The following is a 26982-nucleotide window of genomic DNA, read 5'->3' on the forward strand; positions in this document are numbered from 1 at the left end:
CTATACCCCTGGATTGGGCCGCGGACGCAACCGGGCGTTCGGCAGCGGCGGGGCGGGCAGGCGCGACACCTCCCCGCGGTAGCCCTGAACCGCCCCGAACCGGTCGGCGCCGTCCTCCCACAATTGGCGATAGCCGGCGATCTCGTCGTGGCTGCGGCCGACGAAGTTCCACCACATCAGCAGCTGTTCGGGAAACGGCGGGCCGCCCAGAAGTAGGATTCGGGCCGGGCCCGCGCCCCGGTTCTGCACGGTCAGCCGCGCGCGCCCGGCGCCCTGGAAGGCCAGGTCGGCCACGTCGAGGGGGTGGTCGCCGACGACGACGTCACCCTGGTCGAGCAGCACGCCGTGCTCGAACGCCGGGTCGACGTCGACGGCCCACACCGCCCCGGGTGCGAGGTCGACCTGAGCGCCGAGCAGCGGGGTGAAGGTGGGCACCGGGGAGCGTTCACCCGCGAGCTCACCGAGGAACACCCGCGCGATCGCGCCCTCGCCGACCGCGCGGGGGACGGGTGCGTGGTGTGCGAAGTCGCGGTCGGTGTCGCGGTCGGAGTCGGGCAGGGCGACCCAGAGTTGCACGCCGTGCAGGGTGTCGGTCGCGGTCGTCGAGACCTCGGAGTGACAGATGCCCGCACCCGCGGTCATCAGGTTCAGCTCGCCGGGGCGCACCATGGCGTGCACACCGGCGCTGTCGCGGTGTTCGACCTCGCCGCTGAACAGCCAGCTCGCCGTCTGCAGCCCGGTGTGCGGATGCGGCGGCACGTCCATCCCGACGCCACCTTGCACAGCGTGCGGGCCGTAGTGGTCGACGAAGCACCACGCCCCGATCAGTGAGCGCTCGCGCTGCGGCAGGGTCCGTCGCACCCGGATCGCCCGCGGCCCCCCGAGCGGCACCTCGCGCGGGTGCAGCACCCCGCCGAACGGTGATGCCTCACAGACAACTTCGGCCGGCGACGGGTCAGTGTTGCTCACCGCCTCACCGTAGGCCTCAGCGCGGTGCGGCCATCGCCGAACGGAGCACCTCGAGGTCGTGGTCGCCGATCTTGAACACCCCGAACCGGAACTTGTAGCCCCACCGGGTGGTGTCCTCGATGAAGTCGAGGTGTTCCAGCAGCGGCCGGATCGGCGTCTGCGTGCAGGGCAGGAAATCTACGCTGCGACGCCAGGGGTGAAATTCGGGCGACAGGGTGTCCTGATACGCCTCGTCGTCGACCACCTGACCGATCGCGGTGAACGCCTGTAGCGGCTCACCGTCGGGGTAAGTGGTGCGCGGGGAGTAGAAGACGATCCAGTCCCCGCGCGCCATCCTGCGCAGCATCGTCGGCTTGCCGTTGTTGGCTTGGGTGAAGCGGCCGCGCACGCCGAGCTCGACGTGGTCACGGCTTGCCGTGTTGATCCAATTCGTCATGCCCGCACGGTAGGAGCGCGGGCCGACACAACCACCGCCCGCGCGGCGGTGCCTGTGGATAACGTCGGGTCGCCGCGCGGCCGATAGCATCGGACGCCATGCCCGACGAGCCCATCCGCGACGACCTCGCCGCGGTGTTGCGCCGCCGTGCGCTCACCGAGGACGAGGCACGGCCCGAAGCGGTGGCGCGACGGCACGCCGCCAACGGCCGCACCGCGCGGGAGAACATCGCCGCCCTCGTCGACGCCGGCTCGTTCGTCGAGTACGGCCGGTTCGCGATCGCGGCCCAGCGCCATCGCCGCGTCCTCGACGACCTGATCGCCCGCACCCCCGCGGACGGTCTGGTGGCCGGCACCGCACGGGTCAACGGCGACCTGTTCGACCGCCAACGCGCCGCATGCGCTGTGCTGTCTTACGACTACACGGTGCTCGCCGGCACCCAGGGTGCGTTGGGCCACCGCAAGAAGGACCGCCTGTTCGAACTGATCGAGCGGATGCGGTTGCCGACAGTGTTCTTCGCCGAGGGCGGCGGCGGACGACCGGGCGACACCGACATCCCGGTGGTCTCGGCGCTGGACGCCCGGGCGTTCAAGTTGTGGGCGGCGCTGTCGGGCGTCGTGCCCCGCATCGCGGTGGTCAAGGGTCGCTGCTTTGCGGGCAACGCGGTGATCGCCGGATGCTCGGATCTGATCGTGGCGACCGAGGACGCGTCGATCGGCATGGGCGGGCCCGCGATGATCGCGGGCGGCGGACTCGGCGACGTGCACCCCGACGAGGTGGGACCGATTGCGGTGCAGGAGCCCAACGGCGTCGTCGACGTGGTGGTCGGCGACGAGGCCGAGGCGGTCGAGGTGACCAAACGCCTGTTGAGCTACTTCCAGGGTCCGATCGGGCCGGGGCAGGTCGCAGATCAAACCCGGTTGCGCACAATGGTTCCCGAACGCGCCCGGCGCGCATACCCGATCGCGCCGATCATCGAGACGCTGGCCGACCAGGCCTCGGTGACGTTCCTGCGGCCGCGTTTCGCCACGGAGTTGGTGACCGCGCTGGCGCGAATCGACGGCCGCGCGGTCGGTGTCATCGCGAACAACACCATGGTGATGGCGGGCGCGATCACCGCCGCCGCGTCCGACAAGGCGGCCCGGTTCCTGCAACTGTGCGACGCGTTCGGGATTCCGGTCGTCTCGCTGGTCGACTGTCCCGGCTACATGGTGGGCCCCGCCGCAGAAGCAGAAGCGTTGGTGCGCCGCGCATCTCGCATGCTGGTCGCGGGCGCAGCACTGACCGTACCCCTCGTTGCGGTCGTGCTGCGCCGCGGCTACGGACTCGGCGCGCAGGCGATGGTCGGGGGCAGCCTGCACGAGCCCGTGCTGACCGTCGCGTGGGCAGGTGCGCATCTGGGACCGATGGGCTTGGAAGGCGCGGTGCGGCTGGGGCTGCGCAAGGAACTCGAGGCGATTGCCGACGACGAGGAACGCGAAGAGCGGGTGCGGCAGGCCACCGCGGCCGCGCAGGACAACGCCAAGGCGCTCAATGCCGCCCAGCTGTTCGAGATCGACGACGTGATCGACCCGGCCGAGACCCGCAGCCTCATCATCGACACGCTGTCGGCGGCGACCGGCCACCGACGCGAGCCCGGCCCTCGTTTCGTCGACACCTGGTAGTCGACCGGGTCAGGCCGATTCCGCATACAGGCGGCGGGCGCGCACCGGGTATCCGTTGCGCTCGGCCAGCGACTTCAACTGGCGCAGGGCAAACGTGCGTCCCCGGCCGGACTCCGGGATGAAGATGCCAGCCCACAGGCCCTCGGCTCGGGGCAACTCGCAGGCCTCGCGCGCACACATCCAACGTCGCGGGCATGCCCGGCAGACCGACTTGGCGGCTTCGTCGGCCCTCGTGGTCCACCGCTCGGGGTCGCGGGTGCATGCCCCGACGGGAGTCTCCGTCCAGTGCGTGGTGCTCATGGTGTCGCTCCTTCTGCGCGATCTGCGGCAGTGCGCCGGCAATGCGGCAAAGCTAGCGCAATAACCGTAGCGATGCAACGGTTTAAAGCGGAAAACTACACGGCTGGACTTGCGAGCGGCACTCTGGCGGGCCCTTGAGCTGGATATAGTAGATGAAACCCCGGGAATCAAACCGTAGCGTTGCGGCAGCCAGCGCTACGGAAATAAGCCGGGTCGACACGACGGTTCCGGACCCAAGGCGTAGCGCTGACCGTAGCTTTGGTTACGATGCACGCAACGTTCACCACGGGCCCGACCCGTCGCGCAGCGAGGTCATCGTCGATATGTCCATCCCGGAACCTGCCGGTCGACAGCCCGAGGCGCCGGACCCGGGAATGGTGCGCGCGGGTGCCGCGGCCGCTGCCAGGCGCCGCGAACTCAACATCAGCCAGCGCAGCCTGGCCGCCGACGGCGTGATCAACGCGGGCGCGCTGATCTCATTCGAGAAGGGGCGTTCGTGGCCGCGCGAACGCACCCGGGCAAAGCTCGAGGAGGTGCTGCGCTGGCCGCCGGGCACGATCTCCCGGTTGCGGTACGGCGAACCGGTCGCCGACCAGAACCAGCACGCGACCCCGACGGCGGCGGGCAATGAGGCGAACCTGATCGCCCAGGCGGTGCTGACCGCGGTGAGCACCGTGGACCTGGCGATCGAGGCGCTGCCGCTCGACGCCGATCCCGACTTCGCCCCGCGCGCGATGAAGGTGCTCGCCGACCTACGTCAACTCGAGGGGGTGGCTGCGCAGGCGGCCCGGATCAGCAAGGTGTCCCCGCCGCTGATCAAGGCGTTGAGCGCCGTGCGCAGTCGCTACGACCAGGTCATGCGCCGCGCCGCCGGTACCCCACACGCCACGCTGGGCCAGCGGATCTACGCCGCGCGTCGCGGAGCCAACCTCACGATCTCCGAAACCGCCCAAGCCGCAGGCGTTTCCGATGACGACATCGTGCGCGCGGAGTCCGAGGAGCCGATACCGGCCGCGGCGGTCACGGCCCTGGAGTCGCTGATCGAGCAGTTGGCCTGAGCGCGAAACTTCAATAGCGTTCGCGGCCGCGGTCGTCCTGGGACGGGAAGTGTTCGGCAAGGGCGGCGGCGATCTCGACGAAGCGGCGCCGTGTCGCCGGTGACATTTCCGAGGTGCCGTCGATGACGCCGCCGGGCCGTAGGTGCCCGTCGAACGGCACCTCGACGACCGTCTGGCCCTGACTGGAGAACTGTTGGGCGAGAATGGATCGTGTGCGTTTGTCGGCGTGACCGTCGGAGTCGTTGAGCACGATGACTGTGCGTTGCAACAGGCTGGTCAGTCCGCGCGCGGCCAACCAGTCCATCGTCTGGCCCGCCGCCGCGGCGCCATCCACCCAGGGTGAGGACACCACGATCAGGGCGTCCAGATCGCGAAGCACCTCCTGGGTGACCGGGCTGTCCATGGTGGAACTGCAGTCGATGATCGAGATGGTGAAGTGCCGGTCCAACCGCGAGGTGGCTTCCCGGTAGATCGCCGGGTCCAACACCCGACGGCGGGCCGGGGTCGCCTCACCGGCGAGCACGAACAGTCCCGCGGAGTTATTGCCCACCCGGCTGCGGATGTCGGCGAAGGTTTCCAGGTGCTGGTCGGAGGCCAACTCCCAGTAGGAGCCCTGGGCCTTGGGGTCGACGCGGCTGCCCAGTTTGCCGAAGGCGGTGTCGGCATCGATCGCGACCACGCGGTCTTCCTGCCGAAGTTCGGCGAACACCGACCCGACGCTGGCCGACACGGTCGTCTTGCCGACGCCGCCCTTGCCCATCACGCCGATCTTGTAGTGCCCGCGCAGCACGGCCTTGATCTTCGCTTCCAGTTGAGCCTGGCGGATCTCATCAGGTCCCTGACCGAGATTGACCAGCCCGAAGGTGGCCCGGTACAGGGCGAAGCGCCAGCCGCGAGTGGGCGGCAGCTTGCGAGCCGGCACAAGGTCGTCGGCGCGAATCCGGTCCGCGTAGGACCCGCTCGGGGCGGGGGCCGTAACTCGGGGATCGGGGGCGTAGCCGGGGCCCCGCCACTGTTGACCGGGCGGCGGCGCCTGGGGCGGTCCCGCCGGGCGCGGCGGCACCGACGGCCTGCTGGGCTGCTGCGGACCCCAGGACGGTCCGTCGGAACGACCGACGCTGGGCAGCGGGCCGGTTTCGCGCGGAGTGCCCGGTGGCGGCCCGTAGCGCGGAGCCGGCGGGCGAAAGCCTGCGCGGTCGGGGTCGCGGAACTGAGGGGCCGGGCCGGGGTCGGGCGGCTGCGCCGGATCGTCGGCGGAATCCGGGGCGGGGTGGTCGGTGTGCGCGGGGTCGTCTCCGGCGGGCCGTGCCGACGCGGGCGGCGTCGGAGGCGAAGTGTCCTGGTCGGCGGCCGCCGGTTCGTAATCGGCGTCCTCGGGGCCCGTCCAGCCGAGTCTTCTCCGCAATGCGTCATCGCGGTCGGTCACAGCGCATCTCCCTTTAGAACATGTCGGGTCGCGGGTTTCGGCTTCACCCAAGTATCGACTACCCGTACAAGTCGTGCCGCCGCCCTCACCTGTCGCCACCCGTCAGCAAACTACATTTGGGCAAGCGCGTACCACGGAAGTTCCCCTGCGGGCTAGCGTCACCGGGGGTTTCAAACCAATGACGCCGAGTCGGTCCACCCGCAGCGCTAAGTCCCCACCGAAAGCGCTCCCGTCAATCCAATCACACGAACAACATTTGCCACAGATAGCTAAACAGATAAACAAACAGCCATTTCCCACTTTTCAGGGATTGCTCAGCTAAGGGTTGGCGCGGCGTCATCCCGTCCGGAAGTCCCCACAAATTCGTGTCATCAGCACGTGGTGGCCGCTGGTACTGTGTGATCCGGCAAAAGGTTCCCGCGACGGGTCCAGGCGCTGAATTCGGGGGCGTCGCGGCAAATCATCGGCAAGCGGGCAAACAGGAAACCGATCGGTGCGCTCACCGAGGTTTCTCGGGGCTAGCGGGATTGGACCGGAATTGGACGACGCGCGAACGGCCCGGCAGGCGCTCGACGGTACGGGTTCGGTGCTGTTGAACTGCGGGCAGGCGGTGATCGGTGCGATGAAGCGCACCACCGGCGACGGCGACCCGGATACCGGTGCGCTCTTCAGCCACGCGCACTCGCGATTCAACAGGGTCGGTCAGGCGCTGCGGACCGCCCGTCCCGATGACAGCTGGGTGGGCCGGGGAGCGAGTACCTATGCCGATCAGAACGCCAGGCAACAACTGCGCGCCGAGACCATGGCCCGGGCCGACCGCGAAGTGCACCGGGTGCTCTACCGGCAGGCCACCCAGATCGCGGAGCGCCGGCGCCTGCTCACCGATCAGTCGAACTGGTTGACCGACACCGGCCGGACCCTCGGTCCGCTGCAGCTCATGCCGCGCTACGGCGAGGCGGCGAGACTGGCCGTCGAGGTCAATGCGCTGCAACGCGCCCTCGGCGAAAGCACCGACCAGATGAGCCGGTTGTGGTCGGAGGTGCGCACCAATGCCGGCGAACTACGGCAAGCGGTGGGCCGATACGCCGGGGTGGCCGATGGTGCCGGCCCCGACCGCGCCGAATCCGCCGGAGGACAGGGCGGGGGCGCCGATGCCCGGCGATGACCTGCGCGTCACGACCGTCCACCTCGGTCAACTCGCCGCCCAGCACGCCAGCGCGGCCGCCGAGACCCGCGCGGCGACCCACGCCGTGGACGGTGTGGACGCGGCGTTGCGCATCACCCACGGTGCCATCGCGGCGGCGGCAACGGGTGCGGTCGAGGCGGTGCTCGCCGCGCGCCGCAGCGCGGGCACCAGGATGGCCGCGATCTCGGATGGCCTCAGCGAGAAGCTGACGGACGCCGCCACGCGCTATGACCGCATCGACGACGCGATGGGCGGTGCGCTCGACATTCAGATGAGGACGGAATAGCTATGGGTGGACCACAATCCGTACCTCGCGAGACGACACACATCGACGACGTCGTCGGTGTCGAGGTCACCATCGACGGGATGCTCGTCGTGGCCGACCGTCTTGGGCTGATGGAGTTTCCGCCAGCGCTCGGTATCCGGCTGAACATCCCGCAACCCGACCTGCGCGAGATCGTATGGGACCAAGTGGGTCGCGACCTGGCCGCTCAGGGCGTGCTCGACGTGTTCGGCGAACCGCATCCGGAAGTCGCAGCAATGGTCGACATCCTCAGCCGCGCGGACCGCACCCTGGAAGCCCGTTGGTGGCGTCGCGATGTGGGTGGCAAGATGATCCGCTTCGTGGTGTGCCGCAAGGGGGATCGTCATGTCATTGCCGCTCGTGACGGTGACATGCTGGTGCTGCAGCGGGTGGCGCCGCGGATCGGACTGGCGGCCATGGTGACGACGGTGCTCGGGTCCGAGCCGCCGGCCGATGTGGAGCCGCTGACCGGGATAGCGAGCAAACTGGCGCAATGCCGTAACGCAAACCAGCTGGCGCAGTACGGTATCGGGCCTGCGTCGGCGCGAACGTACGCCGAGATCATCGCCGACCCCGCCGGGTGGGTGGAGATCACGGCCATCGAGCGTCATCCCGGCGGCACCTTCACCCGGGCCGATGTGGCGGCCGGGGTGCTCGACTCGCCGCAGGGCCGGGTCGTGTCGATCCCTCGACGGGTCAGCGGCGAGTTGTACGGCAGCTTCCTTCCGGGCAGCACCGACAACCTGCAGCGCGCTCTCGAGGGATTGCTCGAGTTCCTGCCCGCCGGCAACTGGTTCGACCACAGCAGCGCCGAAACCAGCCGGGAGTGACGGGAATTGCGTGCAGTGGACAAGGCCAGACATCGTGGGTGATGCCTACCCGACGGGCTTCGAGGGCGAGCGCGACGACCTGGTCGCCGCGCTCGACTTCTCCGCTCCCGGTGTGGCCGCTGACGATGACGAACCGTCCGAACCGGTGTACACGGTGACCAACCCGCCGGGGACCGTTTCGGTGACGGCCTTCATGGACGGTCGCCTCAAGCAGATCGAACTGTCGCCGAAAGTGGCCGAGATGACTGAGCGCGATCTCGCCGACGAGATCGTGGTGATAGCCGCACTGGCCACTCAGGACGCCAAGTCCGCCCAGTACGCGTTCATGCTCGAGGGGATGCGGCAGCAGGGCCACGACGACGTCGCCACGCGCGACTTCCTCCGCCGCGATCTGGACCTCCCGACGCCGGAGGAGGCCCAGGCCGCGCGGGCGCACATTTTCGCAACCAGATATGAGAGTGACCATGACTGAGCACCTCGCCAGCCTCTTCGGCAGCGCGGTCGGGATGCTGGCCGGCTCGCAGGCCCGCGCCTACGAACTCTTCACCGACATCACTACGCACGACGAATCCGCTTGCGACGCTTGGGTAGGCCGGATCAGGTGCGGCGACACCGATCGAGTGACATTGTTCCGGGCCTGGTATTCGCGGGCCAACTTCGGCCTGCTCGCGGGTGCCGCGGAGATCTCGATGAACTCGTTGAACGCCAGGGTGCCGATCGGCGGGCAGTTCGGCGACATCACCTATCCGATCAACTCCCCGCTGGCCATCACGATGGGCTTTGCGGTGCACGAGGCCTCGATCGGTAACTACGCCGATGCGATGGAAGCGCTGGAGGACGTGCCGTCGACGGGTGCAGAGCACCTGGTCTCCTGGGTGAAGGCGGTGATCTACGGCGCCGCCGAGCGGTGGACCGACGTCATCGACGAGGTCAGGAGCGCGGCGGCCTGGCCCGACAAGTTCTTGGCCGGCGCCGCGGGCGTGGCGCACGGAGTGGCCGCGGCCAACCTGGGCCTGTTCACCGAGGCCGAACGGCGCCTCAGTGAATCGAACTCGTCGCCGGCCGGCGAGGCGTGTGCACCCGCCATCGCGTGGTTCTTGGCGATGACTCGGCGTGGTCAGGGCAACGAGGAGGCGGCGGTGGCCCTGCTGGAGTGGCTGCAGGCCACCCACCCGGCACCGAAAGTAGCTGAGGCACTGAAAGATCGGACCTATCGGCTGGTCACCACGACGCCGGAGGCGATCGCCGCGCGCAGGGATCCGTGGGATCCGGCCAGCGCAGAGGCCGACAACAGCGGTCGTGAGCTCCTGCTCGCCGAGGCGCAGGCCGAACTGGACCGCCAGATCGGGCTGACCCGGGTCAAGGAGCAGATCGAGGCCTACCGCGCCGCCACGCAGATGGCCAAAATCCGCGCAGCACGGGGCATGAAGGTGGCCCAGACCTCCAAGCACATGATCTTCGCGGGTCCGCCGGGCACCGGTAAGACGACGATCGCGCGGGTGGTCGCCAACATCCTCGCCGGCCTCGGCGTGATCACCGAACCCAAACTCGTCGAGTCCTCGCGCAAGGACTTCGTCGCCGAGTACGAGGGTCAGTCGGCGGTCAAGACCAGTCGCACCATCGACCGCGCTCTCGGCGGGGTGCTGTTCATCGACGAGGCCTACACCCTGGTGCAGGAACGCGACGGCCGGGCCGACCCGTTCGGCACCGAGGCCCTCGACACGCTGCTGGCCCGCATGGAAAACGACCGCGACCGCCTGGTGGTGATCATCGCGGGCTACAGCGCCGACATCGACCGGCTGCTCGAATCCAACGACGGGTTGCGGTCGCGGTTCGCCACCCGCATCGAATTCGACTCCTACACCCCCGACGAAATCCTCGACATCACGAAAGTGATTGCACAGGCGAATGATTCGGCTCTGGACGAGGACGCCGCCAAGAGAGTGCTGGAGGCCGCGATGCTTCTGAACGAACGGTCGCTGAACGGTAAGCCAGCTCTGGACATCGCGGGCAACGGTCGGTATGCGCGCCAACTCGTCGAGGCAGGTGAACAGAACCGCGATATGCGGCTGTCGCGCTCGCTGGACATCGACAGCCTCGGTGTCGAGCAGTTGAGTGAGATCAACGGTGATGACATGGCCGCGGCGATCACAGCGGTTCACGGCCGCTTGAACATCGCGGAGTAGCCGATGGCAAGTTTCCGGCTCACCACCAAGGTGCAGGTCAGCGGATGGCGCTTCCTGCTGCGTCGCGTCGAACACGCGGTCGTCCGCCGTGACACCCGGATGTTCGACGATCCGTTGCAGTTCTACAGCCGCTCGGTGTCCACCGGTGTCATCATCGCGGTGCTGATCTGCCTCGGCGCGGGGCTGATGGCCTATTTCAAACCACTCGGAAAGCGCGGTAGCGACACGCTTCTCGTCGACCGCAGCACCAACCAGCTCTACGTCATGCTGCCCGGCGACGGTCAACTGCGGCCGGTGTACAACCTGACCTCGGCTCGGCTGGTGCTGGGCAACGCGGGCAACCCCTCAGCGGTGAAGTCCGACGAGCTCAACCGGATGCCCAAGGGACAGCCCATCGGCATCCCGGGAGCGCCGTATGCGACCCCGGTCGGGGGCGCCAGTTCGACGTGGACGCTGTGCGACACCGTCACCAAACCCGAGAGCGTGACGCCGGCCGTCGAGACGTCGGTGCTCATCCGGCCGCTGCAGACCGACGCGTCGGTCGGTCCGATGCGGGCCGATCAGGGTGTGCTGGTGTCCCACGACCGCAACACCTGGTTGGTCACCGAGTCGGGTCGCCATGACATCGACCTGGCCGACCGCGCGGTCACCTCCGCGGTGGGAATCCCGGTCACCGCCAGGGCCACCCCGATTTCGGAGGGGCTGTTCAACGCGCTGCCCAACGCCGGACCGTGGCGGTTGCCGCTGGTGCCGCGCACCGGTGAACCCAATACGTTCGGCCTACCGCCCAACCTGGTGATCGGCGCGGTGTTCAAGGCGCTGACCGAGGACGGCGAACAGCATTTTGTGGTGCTTCCCGACGGGGTGGCGCGGGTCAACGACACCACCGCCGCGGCGTTACGGGCCACCAACTCCTTCGGGCTGATCTCCCCTCCGCTGGTGGAATCCAGTGTGGTGGCCCGCATTCCCGAACAGGTCTTCGTCTCCCCGCTACCGGACCGACCGCTGGAGATGCTGGCACGCGAGAACGCCCCGACGCTGTGCTGGGCCTGGCAACGTGAAGCCGGCGACCAGGCCCCCAAGACCACCGTGATCACCGGACGCCATCTGCCTATCACCGCGTCGGCGATGAACACCGGTGTCGATCAGATCGGCGGCGATGCAACGGTTTTCATCGACGGGGGCAAGTACATCCGGTTGCAGTCGCCGGATCCGCGCTACGGCGAGAGCCTGTACTACATCGATCCGCAGGGTGTGCGCTACGGGGTGGCCGACGAGGACACCGGCGGCACGCTGGGGTTGTCCGCACCTCAGACCGCGCCATGGCAGGTGGTGAGCCTGCTGGTGGACGGCCCGGTGCTGTCCAAGCAGGCCGCACTGATCGAACACGACACTCTGCCCGCCGACCCCAACCCCCGCAGGGTCGGCGATGATTCGACCCAGCCGGCCGCCGCCGGCACAGGAGGTGGCGGATGACCACCAAGAAATTCACCCCCGTCATCAAGCGTGGTCCACGTCTGACACCGGGCGAAATCAACGTCGCCCCACCGGATGACCTCGGCGTCGACATTCCGCCGTCGGGCATTCAGAAGGCGCTGCCGTGGGTGATGGGCGGCGGCATGATCGGGATGATCGTGATCATGATCTTCACCGGCATCCGGCAGTTGTCGCCGTACATGCTGATGATGCCGCTGATGATGGTGATGGCCACGGTCGGGTTCATGGCCGGCGGCGGTCCGGGCGGAAAGCGCGTTCCGGAGATCAACGCCGATCGCAAGGAGTACCTGCGGTATCTGGCGGGCCTGCGCACGCGGGTGACGTCCTCGGCGGCCGCGCAGGTCACATTCTTCAACTACCACGCCCCGCATCCCGAGGATCTGCTGTCGATCATCGGCACCAACCGGCAGTGGTCGCGCACCGTGACCGCTGACTTCTATGCGGCCACTCGAATCGGGATCGGTGCCGAACCCGCCGTCGACCGACTGCTCAAGCCCAGTGTGGGAGGCGAACTCGCAGGGCCGCAGGGTGCCCCACAGCCCCACCTCGAACCGGTCAGCCACATGTGGGTCACCAAGTTCCTGCGCACCCACGGGCTGATCCATGATTGCCCGAAGCTGGTGCAGCTGCGTACTTTTCCGACGATCGCGGTCGGTGGGGATCCGGCGGGTGCGGCCGGACTGCTGACGGCGATGATCTGTCACCTGGCGGTGTTTCACCCACCGGACCTGTTGCAGATCCGGGTGCTGACCGACAATCCGGAAGACCCGGACTGGGCGTGGCTCAAGTGGCTGCCGCATGTGCAGCATCAGAGCGACACCGATGCGGCGGGGCCGACGCGCATGCTGTTCACCCGACCCGACGGTCTGAGTGATCTGACCGCCCGCGGCCCGCACACCCCCGACGCCACGCCCAGCGGCCCTTACGTCGTCGTCGTCGACCTGTCCGGCGGCCGGGCGGGATTCCCGGTCGACGGTCGCGCCGGTGTCACCGTGATCACCCTCGGAAATCATCGGGGCTCGGCCTACCGGATCCGGGTGGATGCCGACGGCACAGCCGATGACCGGTTGCCCAATCAGACGTTCCGCCTGGTGACTTCGGCGGCCGATCGGATGACCCCGCAACAGGCCAACCGCGTCGCACGCAAGCTCGCCGGGTGGTCGATCACCGGTACGATCATCGACAAGAGCGTGCGCGTGCACAAGAAGGTCGCCACCGAATGGCACCAACTCGTCGGCGCGCAGACTATCGAAGAGGTCACCCCCAGCCGGTGGCGGATGTTCAGCGACACCGACCGTGACCGGTTGCGCATCCCGTTCGGCCATGAACTCAAGACCGGCGACATCATGTACCTCGATATCAAGGAGGGCGCGGAGTTCGGCGCAGGACCGCACGGGATGCTCATCGGCACAACCGGTTCCGGTAAGTCGGAGTTCCTACGCACGCTGATCCTGTCGCTGGCCGCCACCCACCACCCCGATCAGGTCAACCTGCTGCTCACCGACTTCAAGGGCGGCTCGACGTTCCTCGGTATGGAGAAGCTTCCGCACACCGCCGCGGTGGTGACGAACATGGAAGAGGAGGCCGAGCTGGTCAGCCGGATGGGCGAGGTACTCAGCGGCGAACTGGACCGCAGGCAGTCGATCCTGCGTCAGGCCGGTATGCAGGTCGGCGCGGCAGGCGCCCTCTCCGGCGTCGCCGAATACGAGAAGCACCGCGAGCGCGGCGCCGACCTGGCGCCGTTGCCAACCCTTTTCGTCGTCGTCGACGAGTTCGCCGAACTGCTGCAGAACCACCCGGACTTCATCGCTCTGTTCGACCGCATCTGCCGGGTGGGCCGGTCACTGCGGGTGCATCTGCTGCTGGCCACGCAGTCGCTGAACACCGGTGGGGTGCGCATCGACAAACTGGAACCCAACCTCACCTATCGCATCGCACTGCGTACCACCAGTTCGGCGGAGTCGAAGGCGGTGATCGGAACGCCTGAGGCGCAATACATCACGAATAAGGAAAGCGGTGTGGGCTTTCTTCGTGTCGGTATGGAGGATCCGGTCAAGTTCCACAGTGTCTACACCGGCGTCCCGTATGTGCCGCCGTCGCAGGAGCAGGACGACGGGGACGTCAAGCCGCGCACCCAGGCCCACAGCCCGCTACGGATCCGGCCGTTCACCGCGGCGCCCATCTTCGACACGGCGGCCAACTCATGAGCGTCGAAGCCGACCAGCGGGTGCTGCGCGAGGTGGTTCTCGACCAGTTGACCACCGGGGAGATCCGCGCGTACCGGATGTGGTTGCCGCCGTTGTCCGATCCGACACCGGTCGACAAGCTCATCGAACGCGACGAGCAGCGCAAGCCGCTGCGGTTCGGCCTGGGCATCATGGACGAACCGCGGCGGCACCGCCAGGAGGTCTGGGGGATCGACGTGTCGTCGGCCAGCGGCAACATCGCCGTCGGCGGCGCTCCGCAGACCGGTAAGTCGACGTTCCTGCAGACGCTGATCCTGTCGGCGGCGGCTTCACACACGCCGCGACAGGTGCAGTTCTACTGTGTCGACCTCGGCGGCGGTGGCCTGATGTACCTGGAGGACCTGCCGCACGTCGGCGGCGTCGCGACCCGCTCGGAGCCCGACCGGGTCAACCGGGTGGTCGCCGAGATGAAAGCTGTACTGCGGCAACGGGAAGCCATGTTCAAGCAGTACCGGGTCGGCTCGATGGCGGCGTATCGGCAGATGCGCGAGGACGCCAACCACGCCCTGGCGGCCGATCCGTTCGGCGACGTGTTCCTGGTGATCGACGGGTGGCCGGCGTTCGTCGCCGAATTCCCGGATCTGGAGCCGGTGGTCCAGGATCTCGCCGGCCAGGGGCTGCAATTCGGTGTGCACACGGTGATCTCGACGCCGCGCTGGACCGAGCTGAAGTCGCGGGTGCGCGACTATCTGGGCACCAAGATCGAGTTCCGGCTCGGCGACGTCAACGAGACGCAGATCGATCGAATCACCCGTGAGATTCCGGCCAACCGGCCGGGGCGCGCGGTGTCGATGGAAAAGCACCACCTGATGATGGGGGTGCCCCGCCTCGACGGAGTGCACAGCGCCGACGATCTGGTGGCGGCGATGTCGGCGGCGGTCAAGTCCATCGCCTCAGCGAGCACCGATCGCGCCCCCCAGGTGCGCGTCCTGCCGGAGCGGATCTACCTGCACGACCTCGACCCGAATCCGCCCGGGACCGACGCCGACTACCGCACACGGTGGACGGTCCCGATCGGCATCCGCGAGTCGGATCTATCGGTGGCCTACAACCACATGCACAGCACACCGCACCTGCTGATCTTCGGGGCGCCGAAGTCGGGTAAGACCCGCATCGCGCACGCGGTGGCGCAGGCCATCTGTTCGCGCAACAGCCCCGCGCAGGTGCGCTTCATGCTGGCCGACTATCGGTCGGGACTGCTCGACGCCGTACCGGACAGCCATCTGCTCGACGCTGGCGCGGTCAATCGCAACAACGCGACCCTCGAGGAGGCGATCAAGGCGTTGGCGATCAACCTCAAGAAGCGGTTGCCGCCGTCGGATCTCACCACGGCCCAGTTGCGGGCCCGGTCCTGGTGGAGCGGACCCGACGTGGTGCTGCTCGTCGACGACTGGCACATGATCGTGGCCGCCAGCGGGGTGGTGCCACCGATGGCGCCGCTGTTTCCCCTGCTGCCGGCCGCCGCCGACATCGGCCTGCACGTCATCGTGACCTGCCAGATGAGCCAGGCGCACCGCGCGACCATGGACAAGTTCGTCGGCGCCGCCTACGGGGCCGGGTCGCCCACGCTGTTCCTGTCCGGGGAGAAACAGGAATTTCCCTCCAGCGAGATCAAGCTCAAACGGCGCCCACCCGGCCAGGCATTTCTGGTCTCGCCGGATGGAAAGGAGGTCATTCAGGCGGCATATGTGGATCCCCCGGACGAAGAAGTGTCTTTAGCACCCCCGGGGGCCGGTTAAGATATATCAAGCATGCTCAGCAAACCTCGGAGCGGAATGTCAGCAAAGGGTCGGGGAGTAGATTCGGCGCGCCCGGGCAACCGTCGGCAGGTGTAGTGACAAATCAATAAGCTGCAAAATCAATCCAGGCAAGGAGATCTCGCAAATGCAGCCAATGGAGCACAACCCGGCAGCCGTCGGAATCGGAGCACAGGTGGTCGCAAACGGCGCGCGCGGACTGGCCGCCGGTAGCGCCGCCTCAGCCGCGGTGACGGCCCTGGTGCCCGCGGGCGCGGACGAAGTGTCGGCGCAGGCCGCCGTGGCGTTCGCCGCCGAGGGTGCCGAGACGCTCGCGATGAACGCATTTGCCCAGGAAGAGATGACTCGCACGGGGGCGTCCTACATGGAGATCGCTGGTATCTACGCCGCCGTCGACGGCGCGAACGCGGCCAACTTCTAACCGCCGCACGACCAGGCAAGGACACCACAGACGATGTTCTGGCATGGAATGCCGCCAGAGCTCAACACTGCGCGGCTGATGGCCGGTGCCGGTCCGGCGCCGATGCTGCAGGCTGCCGCGGGGTGGGAAACTCTGGCGATATTCCTGGAGACCCAGGCCGACGAATTGGCCGCAAGCCTGGCCTCTCTGATGTCCGCGTGGAACGGTTCAGCAAGCGAGCGTGCCGTTGCCGCAACTATGCCAATGGTCCTCTGGCTAAGAACTGTTTCGGCTCAAGCGCAGAAGCGGGCGTTGCAGGCGACCGCCCAGGCAAACTCATACAGCCTGGCAATGGCGACCACACCGCCGTTGCCGGAAATCGAGCAGAACCACATCACCCACGCCGTGTTGGAAGCCACCAATTTCCTTGGCGTCAACACGGTCCCGATCGGTGTCAACGAGTTCGACTATTTCGTCCGGATGTGGAATCAGGCCGCCGGCGCGATGGATCTGTATCAGGCCGAGACGGCGATGAATATCGTGTTCGAGCCGATCATGCCGATGAAGCCGATCGTCATCCCCGGCGTGGGGGAGAGCGCCGTCGGCGCGGCGCTCGGTCAGGCGGCAGCCATGGCCCCCGCCGCCGCGGCGCGCAACGTCGCGATCGCCCATGTCGGCGCGCAGGCCACCGTCGAGTCGGGGGCCCTGCTAACCGGCCGTGCGGTATCTCAGGCCAACCAGATGGCGGTGCACGCCGAAGGTCAGGCTGAGCGGACCCAGAACGCCCACCAACTCGGCCGTCAGGACCAGATGCAGCAAGGCATGCAGGTGGGCATGCAGATGGCCTCGCAGTTGGGTTCGACGCTTGGTCAGCTGCCGCAGCAGGCCGGCCAGATGGTGATGCAGCCGATGCAGCAATTGACCCAACCGCTGCAGCAGGTGACATCGATGTTCAGTCAGATGGGTGGACTGGGCGGCAGCGACAAGGCCCAGATGGGCCTGATGGGCGCCAGCCCGCTGTCCAACCACCCGTTGGCAGGCGGATCCGGCGCGGGAGCCGGCGCCGGCCTGGTGCGGGCCGCCTCGTTGCCGGGAGCCGGAGGCACTGCGCCACGAACACCGCTGATGGCCAACCTTATTGGTGATACCAAGCCGGTGGCGGCGGCTCCGGGGGCAGCTGCGGGCGCAGGCGCCGCGGGCCTGGCACCGGTGGGCGGCGCCGGGGGCGGTATGGGCCCCATGGGCGCGATGGGCCAACGCGGCACCAGCGGCGGATCCAGGCCGGGGTTGACGGCGCCCTCCGTCCTGCCTCAAGACCTTGGCGAAGACGAAGACGACGACTGGTAGTCGCAACAAACTTCCCGGTCACACGGCCGGAAAGACTCGCCATCGAAGAGATAAGTGGTGAGGACACAGGAAAAAAGAAAGAGAATCCAGCATGGCACAGATGAATACCGATGCCGCTGTCCTCGCCAAAGAGGCAGCGAACTTCGAACGGATCTCCGGTGAGCTCAAGGGCGTCATCTCGCACGTCGAGGGCACCGCGGGAACGCTGGCCGGTCAGATGGTCGGCCAGGCCGGCACCGCGGCGCAGGCGGCGCTGGCGCGCTTCCACGAGGCCGCGGCGCGGCAAATTCAAGAGCTGAACGACATTTCGGCCAACATCCACACCTCGGGTGTCCAGTACACCGCGACCGACGAAGACCAAGCCGGCATCGTCGCGTCCGCAATGGGCATCTGACCTCAATCACTGACCGAAACGGAGCACAGACATGACTGAACAGGTATGGAACTTCGCCGGTATCGAAGGCGGCGTGAGCGAGATCCAGGGTGCCGTGAGCACCACCGCGGGCCTACTCGACGAGGGAAAGGGATCGCTGGCCGCGCTCGCCTCGGTGTGGGGCGGTAGCGGTTCGGAGGCCTATCAGGCCGTGCAGATGCGCTGGGACAGCACCTCTGCCGAGCTCAATCAGGCGCTGCAGAACCTCGCGGCGACGATCGGCGAAGCCGGTGCCACGATGGCCCAAACCGAAGCCGGCGTAACCGGGATGTTCGCATAACACCGCGGTGCACGTGGGTGGGCGGGAACGCTCTCGGCGACTCGCCCCCCGCGTGCGTCTTGGCGTTATTGAGTTTGAGAGGTACCCATGTCGGCCGACTATGACCGGCTCTTCCACTCCGCGGGTGACGCGGTGCAGACAGCCGACGACGACGCGGCGCATCGCCACATCACCAAGGAGTCGGCTGCGCCGATGCCAACGAGCGGACCGGGCCGCAGCGAGGTGACGCCGCCGGCGATGCCCGTCACCCCAAGCCAGACACAGACGGCGCCGACCCCGCCGCCGCGGCAGACCGAGGTGACGACGCAGATGCCCGCGGCACGCTCGGCCCCTCCGCAGCCACAAGCCAACGGGATGATGCGGACACCGCAGTCCACCGGCCCCACCGGCGCTCGGTTCGAGCAGCCCCGGCCGGGGCCCGCCGCGCCGCCACGGCCCGCGCCGGCGCCCGCGCCGACGCAGCACTTCGCCGATACGCAGTCCGACAACGACACCTGGCGTGCCGGCCAATCCACGAGCCAACCGGCACCGACGTCGGCGGCCACCATCGGCAACCACCGCGCCATCGACGCGCTTTCGCACGTGGGAGTGAAGTCGGCGGTCAAGATGCCCTCGCAGCGCGGCTGGCGGCATCTGCTCTACGTGCTCACCCGGATCAACCTCGGGTTGTCGCCCGACGAGCTCTACGAGATGGAACTGCACACCCGTATCCGCCGAAATGCGAGGGATTCCTACCAGATCGGCATATTCGGGCTCAAGGGTGGCGTCGGTAAGACCGCAGTGACGGTGGCGCTGGGCTCGGCGTTGAGCAAGGTGCGCGGCGATCGGATCCTGGCCGTCGACGCCGATCCCGACGCGGGCAACCTCGCCGATCGCGCGGGCCGGCAGTCCGCCGCCACCGTCGCGGATCTGCTCGCCGACAAGGAATTGGCCCGGTACAACGACATTCGTGCTTACACGAGCATGAACAGCGCCAATCTCGAGGTGCTGTCATCGGAGGATTACAGCGGTGCGCGCCGCGAATTCAGTGACGAGGACTGGAAGCGCGCGACGGGCATCGTGTCGCGCTACTACAACCTCGTGCTGGCCGACTGCGGAGCGGGGCTGTTCCAGCCGGCCGCCCGCGGCGTGCTGTCGACGGTGTCGGGGTTGGTCATCGTGGCCAGCGCATCGATCGACGGGGCGCGGCAGGCCGCGGTGACCATGGACTGGTTGCGGCAGAACGGATATCAGGATCTGCTCGGCCGGTCATGCGTGGTGATCAACCACGTGGTGCCCGGTAAGCCGAACATCGATGTCGACGATCTGGTGCAGCAGTTCGAGCGGCACGTGCCTCCCGGCCGCGTCATCGTGCTGCCGTTCGACAAGCACATCGCTGCCGGCACGGAGATCGAACTGGATCTGCTGGGCCGAACCTTCCAGCGACGAATCGTCGAGTTGGCCGCGGCGCTGTCCGACGACTTCGACAGGCTCGAGCGGCGTTGACCTCCACCGCCACCGCCGCATCGACGTCCAGCGTGACGCCGGGACGACCGTCGACCACGCGGGTGACGATCCTCACCGGCCGGCGGATGACCGATCTGGTATTGCCGGCAGCGGCACCGATCGAGACCTACATCGACGAGACGGTGTCGGTGCTGGCCGAACTTCTCGAGGACACTCCGAAAGACGTGCTGGCCGGTTTCGACTTCGCCGCCCAAGGGGTTTGGGCGTTCGCCCGGCCCGGGGCGCCACCGCTGAAGTTCGACGAGTCGTTGGACGAGGCCGGGGTGGTCGACGGCTCGTTGCTGACGTTGGTGTCGGTGAGCCGCACGGAGCGGTACCGGCCGTTGGTCGAGGATGTCATCGACGCGATCGCGGTGCTAGACGAGTCGCCGGAGTTCGATCGCTCGGCATTGAATCGGTTTGTCGGACTGGCTGTTCCGGTGATCACGTCCGTCGTTACTCTGATGGCATTGGTCGCGTGGTCGCGTACCGGCCACGATTGGTGGTGGGTGCTGGCGCTCGGCGTGCTCGGCTTGGGACTGCTCGGTGGCAGCGCGGTGGCGACCAATCGATATCAGAACTTGGACCTCGCCGAAAGCCTGCTGGGAGCGTCGATTCCGGCGTTGGCCGGCGCTGCGGCGCTGGCGGTGCCGTTACCCAGGGGCTTCGACTCACTGGGTGCCCCGCAAGCAGCTGCAGCCGCCGCCGTGGTGCTGTTGTTGACCCTCGCCACGCGAGGCGGTCCACGCCGGCGCGCCGAGCTGGCGTCGTTCTTCGCGGTGACCTCGATAGCGGCGACCGCCGCCGCAGTGGCCTTCGGCTACGGCTGGCAATACTGGGTACCGGTGGGTGCCATCGCATTCGGTCTGATCGTGGTGACCAACGCGGCCAAACTCACGGTGGCGGTGGCCCGGATCGCGCTGCCGCCGATTCCCGCGCCCGGCGAGAGTGTGAGCAGCGAGGAACTTCTCGACCCCATCGCCACCTCTGACATGGCCGGCGAGGAATCACCCACCTGGCAGGCCATCATCGCCTCGGTACCGGACTCCGCGGCACGTCTGCATGAGCGCAGCGAACTGGCTAAGCGGTTGTTGATCGGATTCGTCAGCGCCGGAGCACTGGTTCTGACCGCGGGTGCGATCACCGTTGTGGTGCAAGGGCATTTCTTTGTGCACAGCATGATCGTGGCGGGATTGGTGACGATGATCTGCGGGTTCCGCTCGCGACTGTATGCCGAGCGGTGGTGTGCGTGGGCCCTACTGGCCGCCGCGGTGGCGGTGCCGACCGGGGTGATGGTGAAGCTGTCGCTGTGGTATCCCGAGGCGGCCTGGCTGGTGCTGGCCGTATACGCCGTCGCGGGGTTCGTGGCGCTGACGGTGGTTGGCGCGACACGCGAAGTGCGCAGGGTTTCGCCGGTCGTCAAGCGCATCCTGGAATTGCTCGACGGCGCGACGATCGCAGCGGTCATCCCGATGCTGCTGTGGATCGCCAGCGTGTACGACGTGCTGCGCAACCTGCGGTTCTAAGCCGGCGGCGGTTCAGGCGGTGGGCCTGTGGGGAGTCTCGCCCGAGCCAGTCCGGAAGGACTTCTCGAACTCCGACAGCGCTTCGCCGAAGCCTTTCTCGGTGAGATAGCTCGCCAGAGTGGAGTAGTACGCCTGCAACTCCTGGGACCCGAAATCGCGCTCAACGTCGTCAGGAGTCATCAGACGGCCGTTGCGGACGTACTGACTGACCGTTCCGGGGTTGGGGTCAGCGCGCACGAGCGCGGTCGCAATGCGGACCGTCAGGTCGTTGAGCGCATCGGCGAGGACGGGCGGGGAGATCCCGGTGGTGCGCGCCTGTTGCGCCGCGCCGGCGACGGCGCCCAACATCGAACCGGCCGCAGCGAGGTCGGACACGGAGTCCTGGCTGCCGGGCGGCGCCGTCGCCGCGGCATCTTCGAGACTGCCCGCCGCGCTGTTGGCGGACTCGACGATGGTGCCGGCTGCCTCGGTGCCGGCGACCAAGACAGTCAGCACGTTACGCAGTGCAGTCGGATTCGCAGTGACCCCGTCACGGAACGAGGCGAACTCCGGGTCCGTGCCGTCGACCATGCGGCTCAAGAATGGCCCGAGGGCCGCCGCGAAGCTCCGGAATAGCAGCGGATTCAGTTGTGCAGCTGGGACTTTCGTCAGACCCAGAAATCCGGCGCGCACCGACATCAGGTCGTTGTGCTCTGCGAGCAGGAAGTCGGTGAGAGCCGCCGCTGCCTGGCTGGCCCGTGACGCGGCGTCGCCGTCGGTGGACGCAGCGTCTCGTCCGATCCAGGTGAAGCGCGCGCCCGCGGCAGCACCGTCGTCTTCCCAGGGGTAGGTGGCGATCTGCGTCAGGAAGTCTGTCGCGGAATCACCCGTGAGCATCCGATGGACCTCCGTTGGGTTCTCGGCGGGCAGCGCCGGGGGCGGACTGCCGCAGCCCGGCGCGACGGACAGCGTCAACAAGAGGGCGCAGCACAGCGCGAGGAATCGGGTCACTACGGTGGGTCGCCCTTCGGGGCAGAGGCGTCGGTGTCGGTCATGGTGTCCGCAACTGTCATGGTCGGCAGGTTCGACGCTACCGAGTCGGCGGCAGGTGTGTCGCCGACGAGCGAAATGCGGCAGATCAGACGGTCGCTTCGGCGGAGATGGCGTCCCTGTTGAGCACGCTGAGGTGTTGCCAGTAGATCCAGTCGGCGATCGCGGCGCGCTGCTCGGCGGACTCGGCTGCGGTGTGGGCGCGGTGCAGGGCCAACTCTTGGGCGTGATCGGCGTAGGCGACGAAGGCCTGCAGTTGGACGGTGGCGCGGTCCGGCACGTTGCTCAACAGTGGACGAAAGACCTCGAACCACAGTTGTTGGCGGCGGTCCTCCGGTGGCGTCGCGTCGGCGGGTGGCGGGGGCAGCAGTTCGGACAGACCCGGCCCGCTCACGTCGCCCAGTTTCATCGCGGCGTCGGGGGCGATGACCTGCAGACGGTGCTTGCCCTCCATACGGCCGTCGTCGGGGATGTCGTCGGGCCGAAGGATGAGCTTGGGCGCGCCGGGGTCGAATCCCCGAAATTGCTCCTCGGTAGCGATGACCGCGCGCAACTCCACGTTGTGATGTTGTGCCCAACCATGAAGCGCGAGAATCGGATACGTCGCCCAGGTGCCGCGGACAGTGACGGGAATCGTCTCCTCGGCGGAGGCCATCTTCACGTGTTCGGGCAGGTTGACCCCCTCGGGGATGTACCCCAACCCATAGTTGTTGGCGACGACGATAGCGCCGTCCTTGGCCAGCCCGGTGATCCAGTAGAAACCGACGTCGGTGGTGCTGGCGTTGAGTGCGGCGGCAATTCGCTGAGCCAGGGTCGCGGGGTCGTTGCCGGCAGTGCGGCGACGGCGCAGCGCGCCGGCTGTGGAAGCGGCCGCCACGGCCTCACGTTCGGCGCGAGCAGCCGAAACAGGTACCGGCGCGGGAGCACCGACAGTGCTGGCGCCGGCGGCCGCGGTTGATGCCGGTGCCACACCGGGCCCGATGGGACCCGCGGCGGCCACCGGCGCAGCAGGCGGTGGAGTAGGTGGCGGACCCAACTGCACCGGCGGCGCGGACGGAGAAGGTGTGGCCGGGGGTGGCGGCGTGACGGGCGCGGCGCTGCCAGCGCCGGACGGACCGGCGGCCGACGGCGTGTGCGCCGGCGGAGGCGCCGCCGCAGGAGGGTCGGGCATGGCCGGCGGGGGGACGGGCTGAGGCGCCGGGGACGCCATCGGGACAGCGGGCTGTTGCGGCTGTACGGGGTTTTGGGCGGCGGCTTTGGTCGCTGCTTCCGCCATCGAGCGATGAAACTCGTTCAGCTGCGACTGGGCGTCCGACGTTGCCATGGGACTGGCAGAGCTCGAGGCGGCGGGCGCGGAGGTCGAGGGAACGGACGGACTCGACAGGGGGCTCGACGTGATACCGCCGTTACCGCCACCGACGCGTGGGGCCGATGGCGCAGCGGGAGTGCCCGGCACGCCCGGCGTCACGGGTATGCCCGGTCCTGCAGCCGGGGGCGGAGCGGAGGGTGGATTGGCGTCGGCGGCGGGCGGAGGACTCGGGGCCTCTGTCACAGCTCGGGCGGGTCCTTGACCGTCAGTGTTATTACCCGATACAAGGGGGTCGGTGTCCATGGGCGACTTAGGGGCGAGCGGCAATTCAGTTGAAGCCGGGGCTGCACCTGCGCCGTCAGTGTTGTTGCCGGGGACAACAACAGGATCTCCCGGTGCGGGCGGTACTTCGTCAATCACCGGCGCCTTCGGCATATCTCCCATTGGAGAAGTGAGCAGGTTGATGGTGCCGTCGGCTGAGCCGCCTATCGGAACGCCAGAGACCCCCGATGCTGCTGAGGCGACAACTTCAACGTTTTCGCCACGAGTAGCATCTATAACGGATTGAATGGCGGATTCTTTTTCGGAGTCGGAGCCGTCAGCACTATTAATGATGTCGATAAGCATGTGTGCTCTCTCGACGTTGGTGACGATCGTGTCTTTGGTACTAGCCACTGCGGCTGAGCAATCGGCGAACAATCTGACGGAAGCCGCGAGACCTTCCTCTAGCTTTTCGAGGTTCGCGATGCGAAGGCCGAGTGAATCCCGTGCAGCGCTAGCACCGCCTCCCCGCCAGATTGCAACGCCATTGAACATCTGAGTGCGTTCTTCTCTAGCTGCGTCGACTTGTGCGGACACTGCCCTGAGGACGTCGTTCAATACGCTGGCGCAGGCACGTAGCGTGTCTTCATCAGTGTCCGGCCACGCTGGGTGCGCAGTCATCCCGTAGGGATCTGGAGGCCTCGCGATGCCCATTGCTAGTTCCCAGCAGCCTTACAAGCTTCGTAGATAACAGAGGTGGTTCTTGCGGCGGTTCTAGCAAGAAATGAATCAGAAGGTCTGTAGGTTGGCAGAGCTTGCACATAGGCCCGACGATATTGCGCAGAAAAGATGGCAAAATCTTGCAAGGTTTGGTTCGCGCTGGCGAGACCGAGGTGTTCGAGGTTGGTCGCGAGTTGCGACATGACTGGTGCAACTCTTTCTGCGACTTCTTTCTGATCCTGTGTCCAATTACTGGCAGGGATATTCGCATCGACTCCTTGCCACGCCATTGTGTCGGTATCGAATTGACGTAACAGACGGAACAATTCTGGGCACGACGGATCACGGCCTAGCAGGAAACGCGATGGGTCACTCGGATTGGAAGGGGCTCGGAGCTCAGATGGTGGTGGCGGAGCCTTTACCAACGGCGCCCGGGCTTGCGCCGAACCCCATTCGATGGAAGCACAAACAAAAGCCAACGTGCTTGACGTCGACACGACAACCCCTGCCAAATGGTTGTCAATTGGCGAGTACACCGGGATGGCATCGCTGTACGCGCGTGCAAACGCGATAAATTGCTGATACAGCTCACGTAGTACGCGATGGGGAGTTATCTTTACCAACTCACCTACGCGGGTCGCGGTCTCGCGCATTGCGAGCCCGACCTCCTCATAATGGGACCGCTGCTCCCGTGTCCAATCTTCGGCTGGTATGGCAGGATCGCGCCTATCCCAACCTTTTCGCTGCACTTCAGCGAGCGTCTGATTGATGGGCCTCCACGCGGCACACGTCGGATCCTCGGTGATGATGTTCGCGGGGCCTTTATCGTCGGCGCTCGCTAAACCGTAGGTCTCGCCAGGGGGATTGCTGCCGTCTCCGTCGGTGTCGTCGTTCTTTGTCACCGAAACCGTCACCGCCGCAGTCACTCCGATGACGGCCACCAACGCGACCGCTCCCAACGCCCACTTCCAGCCGTTGCCGCGCTTCTTCGGCGGAAGAACGGGATTCCATTGCGGCTGTGGCGACCACGGCTGCTGCGGGTTGTTGGGCGGGGGCGGAGGATACGGCGAACCGCCGGGCGGCTGAAAGCTCACAGCACGATCTCCGACGTCGATTCAGCCGGCCTCGTCGGTGCCGGCTTCGGTGCGGGTGAGGGCTCCTGCACAGGCTCTTGGGACTGCGACTCGGGCACCCTCTCACCACCGGACGTCGCCGGACCTGCCTCATCCGCACGCGGCGCGGCCTCGTCCTCGGTCGGCGCCTCCTCCTCGAGTTGCTTGGTCTCCTCGGCCTTGCCGTCGAGCGCATCATCGCCCGCCATCTCCGACAACTGACCGGACTGCTGCACCGCGCTCTGGACGCCCTGCATCATCGCCTGCGGGATGGCCGCCGCCATGCCGGCCAGCTGCATCGGGATCTGCGCGGCCTGCTGCGCCAGTTGCATCGGCATCTGCATCATCTGGCCCAATTGCCCGGCCTCTTGTCCGACACCGGCCGCCGGTGCCATGCCCGGTTGCGTCGGCACCCCAGCCGCCGACCCGACGCCGGCCGCGCCGGGCCCACCGCCCTCGCCACCACGGGCGTCGTCGACCAGGCCGAAACGCCTGCGGATCTCTTCGGCGAGTTGCCGGTCGGTGACGTCATAGATGCCGGCGGCGTTCATCACGTTCTGGGCGTAGCGGATCAACTCTTCTTTGGTAATCGGCAGCTGCGCGATCACCGGGTCGACGATTTCTGCGATCTTGGTCGCGATGGCCGTCGACAATGGATCGGCTCCGGTCGGCGAGAACACCGTCGGCGGCGGCGGAATGGCACCCGCGATCGTCTGCAGTCGCCCCCCGGCTTCTCGGACGAGGCCGGCGTCAACCCGCAACGGTTCCATCATCCGCCTCTCCGCACCGCAATAGCCTCACGCGTCAAGAAAAAATGCTACCCGAACAGCCATGGCACCTATCGCACGAAATTCGGCACCCGCAGCGGTCATCAATCGAGCCTCCACCTGCGGAAATACCGGTGTTCTGAGCAGCTGTCTACACGTCACAGAGTTGCCCGACCGCGAGTAGTAAGCCGACAGACTGAACAGCCCGGCAGCCATTCAGCTCGCCACCAGTGACCTGGTCGGGGTGGGCCCTGCGCAGCGTCGAGGGCCCGGAGTCTCTCGCTGCCGCGGTTTCGGCTGCTGCCGGCGCTCGGCCGGTGGATCGGCTCGACGCGTCGGGTCACCTCCGACGTCCCGAGGCCGACAACCGAAGTGCCGTCATGCTGGCTCTCCCAGACGAAGGCCGTCGATTGGTCAAGAAGGTCGAAGCACACCGGCGCCGTGAGCTCGACAC

General features: G+C 67.3%; 25 protein-coding genes. 17 read left to right on the plus strand and 8 right to left on the minus strand.

Translation table 11 applies throughout. The features are described 5' to 3' along the window. Together ABQE89_RS06025 and ABQE89_RS06030 are read right to left on the minus strand one after the other, a co-directional pair. Window positions 1–969, minus strand: coding sequence for a pirin family protein (locus ABQE89_RS06025; protein ID WP_448415115.1), 969 nt, complete (start codon window positions 967–969; stop codon window positions 1–3). A gap of 16 nt (window positions 970–985) precedes the next feature. Beyond that, window positions 986–1405 carry an EVE domain-containing protein gene (locus ABQE89_RS06030; RefSeq protein ID WP_448415117.1) on the minus strand — a complete coding sequence of 140 codons (420 nt, stop codon included), beginning with the start codon at window positions 1403–1405 and terminating at the stop codon, window positions 986–988. A 98-nt stretch (window positions 1406–1503) separates the two neighbouring features. Here ABQE89_RS06030 and ABQE89_RS06035 point away from each other — a divergent pair, with 98 nt between their 5' ends. Then, window positions 1504–3069 (plus strand): acyl-CoA carboxylase subunit beta, encoded by a 1566-nt coding sequence (locus tag ABQE89_RS06035; RefSeq protein WP_448415119.1) that lies wholly within the window; start codon window positions 1504–1506, stop codon window positions 3067–3069. A 9-nt stretch (window positions 3070–3078) separates the two neighbouring features. On the opposite strand, the gene ABQE89_RS06040 is transcribed toward ABQE89_RS06035, so the two are convergent. Next, window positions 3079–3369 carry a WhiB family transcriptional regulator gene (locus ABQE89_RS06040; protein ID WP_448415121.1) on the minus strand — a complete coding sequence of 97 codons (291 nt, stop codon included), beginning with the start codon at window positions 3367–3369 and terminating at the stop codon, window positions 3079–3081. 323 nt (window positions 3370–3692) lie between these two features. Here ABQE89_RS06040 and ABQE89_RS06045 point away from each other — a divergent pair, with 323 nt between their 5' ends. Then, window positions 3693–4427: a transcriptional regulator gene (locus ABQE89_RS06045; protein ID WP_448415123.1), complete on the plus strand. Its 735-nt coding sequence runs from the start codon at window positions 3693–3695 to the stop codon at window positions 4425–4427. Between the two features lie 10 nt (window positions 4428–4437). Here the strand turns inward: ABQE89_RS06045 and ABQE89_RS06050 are convergent, their stop codons facing one another. Then, window positions 4438–5853 carry a MinD/ParA family ATP-binding protein gene (locus tag ABQE89_RS06050; protein ID WP_448415125.1) on the minus strand — a complete coding sequence of 472 codons (1416 nt, stop codon included), beginning with the start codon at window positions 5851–5853 and terminating at the stop codon, window positions 4438–4440. Window positions 5854–6391: 538 nt separating this feature from the next. On the opposite strand from ABQE89_RS06050, the gene ABQE89_RS06055 reads away from it, so the two are divergent. The 14 genes from ABQE89_RS06055 (at window position 6392) to eccD (ending at window position 21330) form a co-directional block, all read left to right on the plus strand. After that, window positions 6392–7018 (plus strand): EspA/EspE family type VII secretion system effector, encoded by a 627-nt coding sequence (locus tag ABQE89_RS06055; protein ID WP_448415127.1) that lies wholly within the window; start codon window positions 6392–6394, stop codon window positions 7016–7018. Beyond that, entirely contained in the window at window positions 7005–7325 is a 321-nt protein-coding gene (locus tag ABQE89_RS06060) for a type VII secretion target (protein WP_448415128.1), read from the plus strand. Before ABQE89_RS06055 ends, ABQE89_RS06060 begins: the two co-directional genes overlap by 14 nt. Before the next feature lie 2 nt (window positions 7326–7327). Next, window positions 7328–8173 carry an ESX secretion-associated protein EspG gene (locus ABQE89_RS06065; RefSeq protein WP_448415130.1) on the plus strand — a complete coding sequence of 282 codons (846 nt, stop codon included), beginning with the start codon at window positions 7328–7330 and terminating at the stop codon, window positions 8171–8173. A gap of 31 nt (window positions 8174–8204) precedes the next feature. After that, window positions 8205–8645 carry a YbaB/EbfC family DNA-binding protein gene (locus ABQE89_RS06070; protein ID WP_448415282.1) on the plus strand — a complete coding sequence of 147 codons (441 nt, stop codon included), beginning with the start codon at window positions 8205–8207 and terminating at the stop codon, window positions 8643–8645. Continuing rightward, entirely contained in the window at window positions 8638–10359 is a 1722-nt protein-coding gene (eccA, locus tag ABQE89_RS06075) for a type VII secretion AAA-ATPase EccA (RefSeq protein ID WP_448415132.1), read from the plus strand. Before ABQE89_RS06070 ends, eccA begins: the two co-directional genes overlap by 8 nt. Window positions 10360–10362: 3 nt before the next feature. Then, a complete protein-coding gene (gene eccB, locus ABQE89_RS06080; RefSeq protein ID WP_448415134.1) occupies window positions 10363–11835 on the plus strand; it encodes a type VII secretion protein EccB in 1473 nt (490 codons plus the stop codon). Continuing rightward, the gene (eccCa, locus tag ABQE89_RS06085) at window positions 11832–14063 is read left to right on the plus strand and encodes a type VII secretion protein EccCa (protein ID WP_448415136.1); all 2232 of its coding nucleotides are present in this window, start codon (window positions 11832–11834) and stop codon (window positions 14061–14063) included. The genes eccB and eccCa overlap by 4 nt, the downstream gene beginning before the upstream one ends. Next, window positions 14060–15841 (plus strand): type VII secretion protein EccCb, encoded by a 1782-nt coding sequence (eccCb, locus tag ABQE89_RS06090; protein WP_448415138.1) that lies wholly within the window; start codon window positions 14060–14062, stop codon window positions 15839–15841. Before eccCa ends, eccCb begins: the two co-directional genes overlap by 4 nt. Window positions 15842–15986: 145 nt before the next feature. Further along, window positions 15987–16280, plus strand: a complete 294-nt coding sequence (locus ABQE89_RS06095) for a PE domain-containing protein (RefSeq protein ID WP_448415140.1) — start codon at window positions 15987–15989, stop codon at window positions 16278–16280. A 33-nt stretch (window positions 16281–16313) separates the two neighbouring features. Then, window positions 16314–17606: a PPE family protein gene (locus ABQE89_RS06100; protein ID WP_448415141.1), complete on the plus strand. Its 1293-nt coding sequence runs from the start codon at window positions 16314–16316 to the stop codon at window positions 17604–17606. Between the two features lie 91 nt (window positions 17607–17697). Continuing rightward, window positions 17698–18000 (plus strand): WXG100 family type VII secretion target, encoded by a 303-nt coding sequence (locus tag ABQE89_RS06105; protein ID WP_448415143.1) that lies wholly within the window; start codon window positions 17698–17700, stop codon window positions 17998–18000. A 31-nt stretch (window positions 18001–18031) separates the two neighbouring features. Next, the gene (locus ABQE89_RS06110; RefSeq protein WP_448415145.1) at window positions 18032–18319 is read left to right on the plus strand and encodes a WXG100 family type VII secretion target; all 288 of its coding nucleotides are present in this window, start codon (window positions 18032–18034) and stop codon (window positions 18317–18319) included. An 87-nt stretch (window positions 18320–18406) separates the two neighbouring features. After that, window positions 18407–19804: a MinD/ParA family ATP-binding protein gene (locus ABQE89_RS06115; RefSeq protein ID WP_448415147.1), complete on the plus strand. Its 1398-nt coding sequence runs from the start codon at window positions 18407–18409 to the stop codon at window positions 19802–19804. After that, a complete protein-coding gene (gene eccD / locus ABQE89_RS06120; RefSeq protein WP_448415149.1) occupies window positions 19801–21330 on the plus strand; it encodes a type VII secretion integral membrane protein EccD in 1530 nt (509 codons plus the stop codon). The genes ABQE89_RS06115 and eccD overlap by 4 nt, the downstream gene beginning before the upstream one ends. A 12-nt stretch (window positions 21331–21342) precedes the next feature. Here the strand turns inward: eccD and ABQE89_RS06125 are convergent, their stop codons facing one another. Together ABQE89_RS06125 and ABQE89_RS06130 are read right to left on the minus strand one after the other, a co-directional pair. Further along, complete coding sequence (locus ABQE89_RS06125; RefSeq protein WP_448415151.1) at window positions 21343–22320, minus strand: hypothetical protein; 978 nt, start codon at window positions 22318–22320, stop codon at window positions 21343–21345. A gap of 127 nt (window positions 22321–22447) precedes the next feature. After that, window positions 22448–23236, minus strand: a complete 789-nt coding sequence (locus tag ABQE89_RS06130; RefSeq protein WP_448415153.1) for an EspK C-terminal domain-containing protein — start codon at window positions 23234–23236, stop codon at window positions 22448–22450. Window positions 23237–23291: 55 nt separating this feature from the next. Between ABQE89_RS06130 and ABQE89_RS06135 the strand changes: the two genes are divergently transcribed. Then, window positions 23292–23552, plus strand: coding sequence for a hypothetical protein (locus ABQE89_RS06135; RefSeq protein WP_448415155.1), 261 nt, complete (start codon window positions 23292–23294; stop codon window positions 23550–23552). Between the two features lie 1093 nt (window positions 23553–24645). Here the strand turns inward: ABQE89_RS06135 and ABQE89_RS06140 are convergent. Beyond that, window positions 24646–25743 (minus strand): ESX-1 system-associated protein, encoded by a 1098-nt coding sequence (locus ABQE89_RS06140; RefSeq protein WP_448415157.1) that lies wholly within the window; start codon window positions 25741–25743, stop codon window positions 24646–24648. Next, window positions 25740–26534 carry a hypothetical protein gene (locus tag ABQE89_RS06145; protein WP_448415159.1) on the minus strand — a complete coding sequence of 265 codons (795 nt, stop codon included), beginning with the start codon at window positions 26532–26534 and terminating at the stop codon, window positions 25740–25742. The genes ABQE89_RS06140 and ABQE89_RS06145 overlap by 4 nt, the downstream gene beginning before the upstream one ends. Window positions 26535–26982: the final 448 nt, after the last annotated feature.

This window comes from Mycolicibacterium sp. XJ1819, assembly GCF_053483675.1.

What these genes read in the sequence shown, in the direction of transcription:
- ABQE89_RS06030 (WP_448415117.1), bottom strand. Translation starts at nt 1,405, where the DNA reads ATGACGAATTGGATCAACACGGCAAGCCGTGACCACGTCGAGCTCGGC.
- ABQE89_RS06035 (WP_448415119.1), top strand. Translation starts at nt 1,504, where the DNA reads ATGCCCGACGAGCCCATCCGCGACGACCTCGCCGCGGTGTTGCGCCGC.
- ABQE89_RS06040 (WP_448415121.1), bottom strand. Translation starts at nt 3,369, where the DNA reads ATGAGCACCACGCACTGGACGGAGACTCCCGTCGGGGCATGCACCCGC.
- ABQE89_RS06045 (WP_448415123.1), top strand. Translation starts at nt 3,693, where the DNA reads ATGTCCATCCCGGAACCTGCCGGTCGACAGCCCGAGGCGCCGGACCCG.
- ABQE89_RS06060 (WP_448415128.1), top strand. Translation starts at nt 7,005, where the DNA reads ATGCCCGGCGATGACCTGCGCGTCACGACCGTCCACCTCGGTCAACTC.
- ABQE89_RS06065 (WP_448415130.1), top strand. Translation starts at nt 7,328, where the DNA reads ATGGGTGGACCACAATCCGTACCTCGCGAGACGACACACATCGACGAC.
- eccA (WP_448415132.1), top strand. Translation starts at nt 8,638, where the DNA reads ATGACTGAGCACCTCGCCAGCCTCTTCGGCAGCGCGGTCGGGATGCTG.
- eccB (WP_448415134.1), top strand. Translation starts at nt 10,363, where the DNA reads ATGGCAAGTTTCCGGCTCACCACCAAGGTGCAGGTCAGCGGATGGCGC.
- eccCa (WP_448415136.1), top strand. Translation starts at nt 11,832, where the DNA reads ATGACCACCAAGAAATTCACCCCCGTCATCAAGCGTGGTCCACGTCTG.
- eccCb (WP_448415138.1), top strand. Translation starts at nt 14,060, where the DNA reads ATGAGCGTCGAAGCCGACCAGCGGGTGCTGCGCGAGGTGGTTCTCGAC.
- ABQE89_RS06095 (WP_448415140.1), top strand. Translation starts at nt 15,987, where the DNA reads ATGCAGCCAATGGAGCACAACCCGGCAGCCGTCGGAATCGGAGCACAG.
- ABQE89_RS06100 (WP_448415141.1), top strand. Translation starts at nt 16,314, where the DNA reads ATGTTCTGGCATGGAATGCCGCCAGAGCTCAACACTGCGCGGCTGATG.
- ABQE89_RS06105 (WP_448415143.1), top strand. Translation starts at nt 17,698, where the DNA reads ATGGCACAGATGAATACCGATGCCGCTGTCCTCGCCAAAGAGGCAGCG.
- ABQE89_RS06110 (WP_448415145.1), top strand. Translation starts at nt 18,032, where the DNA reads ATGACTGAACAGGTATGGAACTTCGCCGGTATCGAAGGCGGCGTGAGC.
- ABQE89_RS06115 (WP_448415147.1), top strand. Translation starts at nt 18,407, where the DNA reads ATGTCGGCCGACTATGACCGGCTCTTCCACTCCGCGGGTGACGCGGTG.
- ABQE89_RS06145 (WP_448415159.1), bottom strand. Translation starts at nt 26,534, where the DNA reads ATGATGGAACCGTTGCGGGTTGACGCCGGCCTCGTCCGAGAAGCCGGG.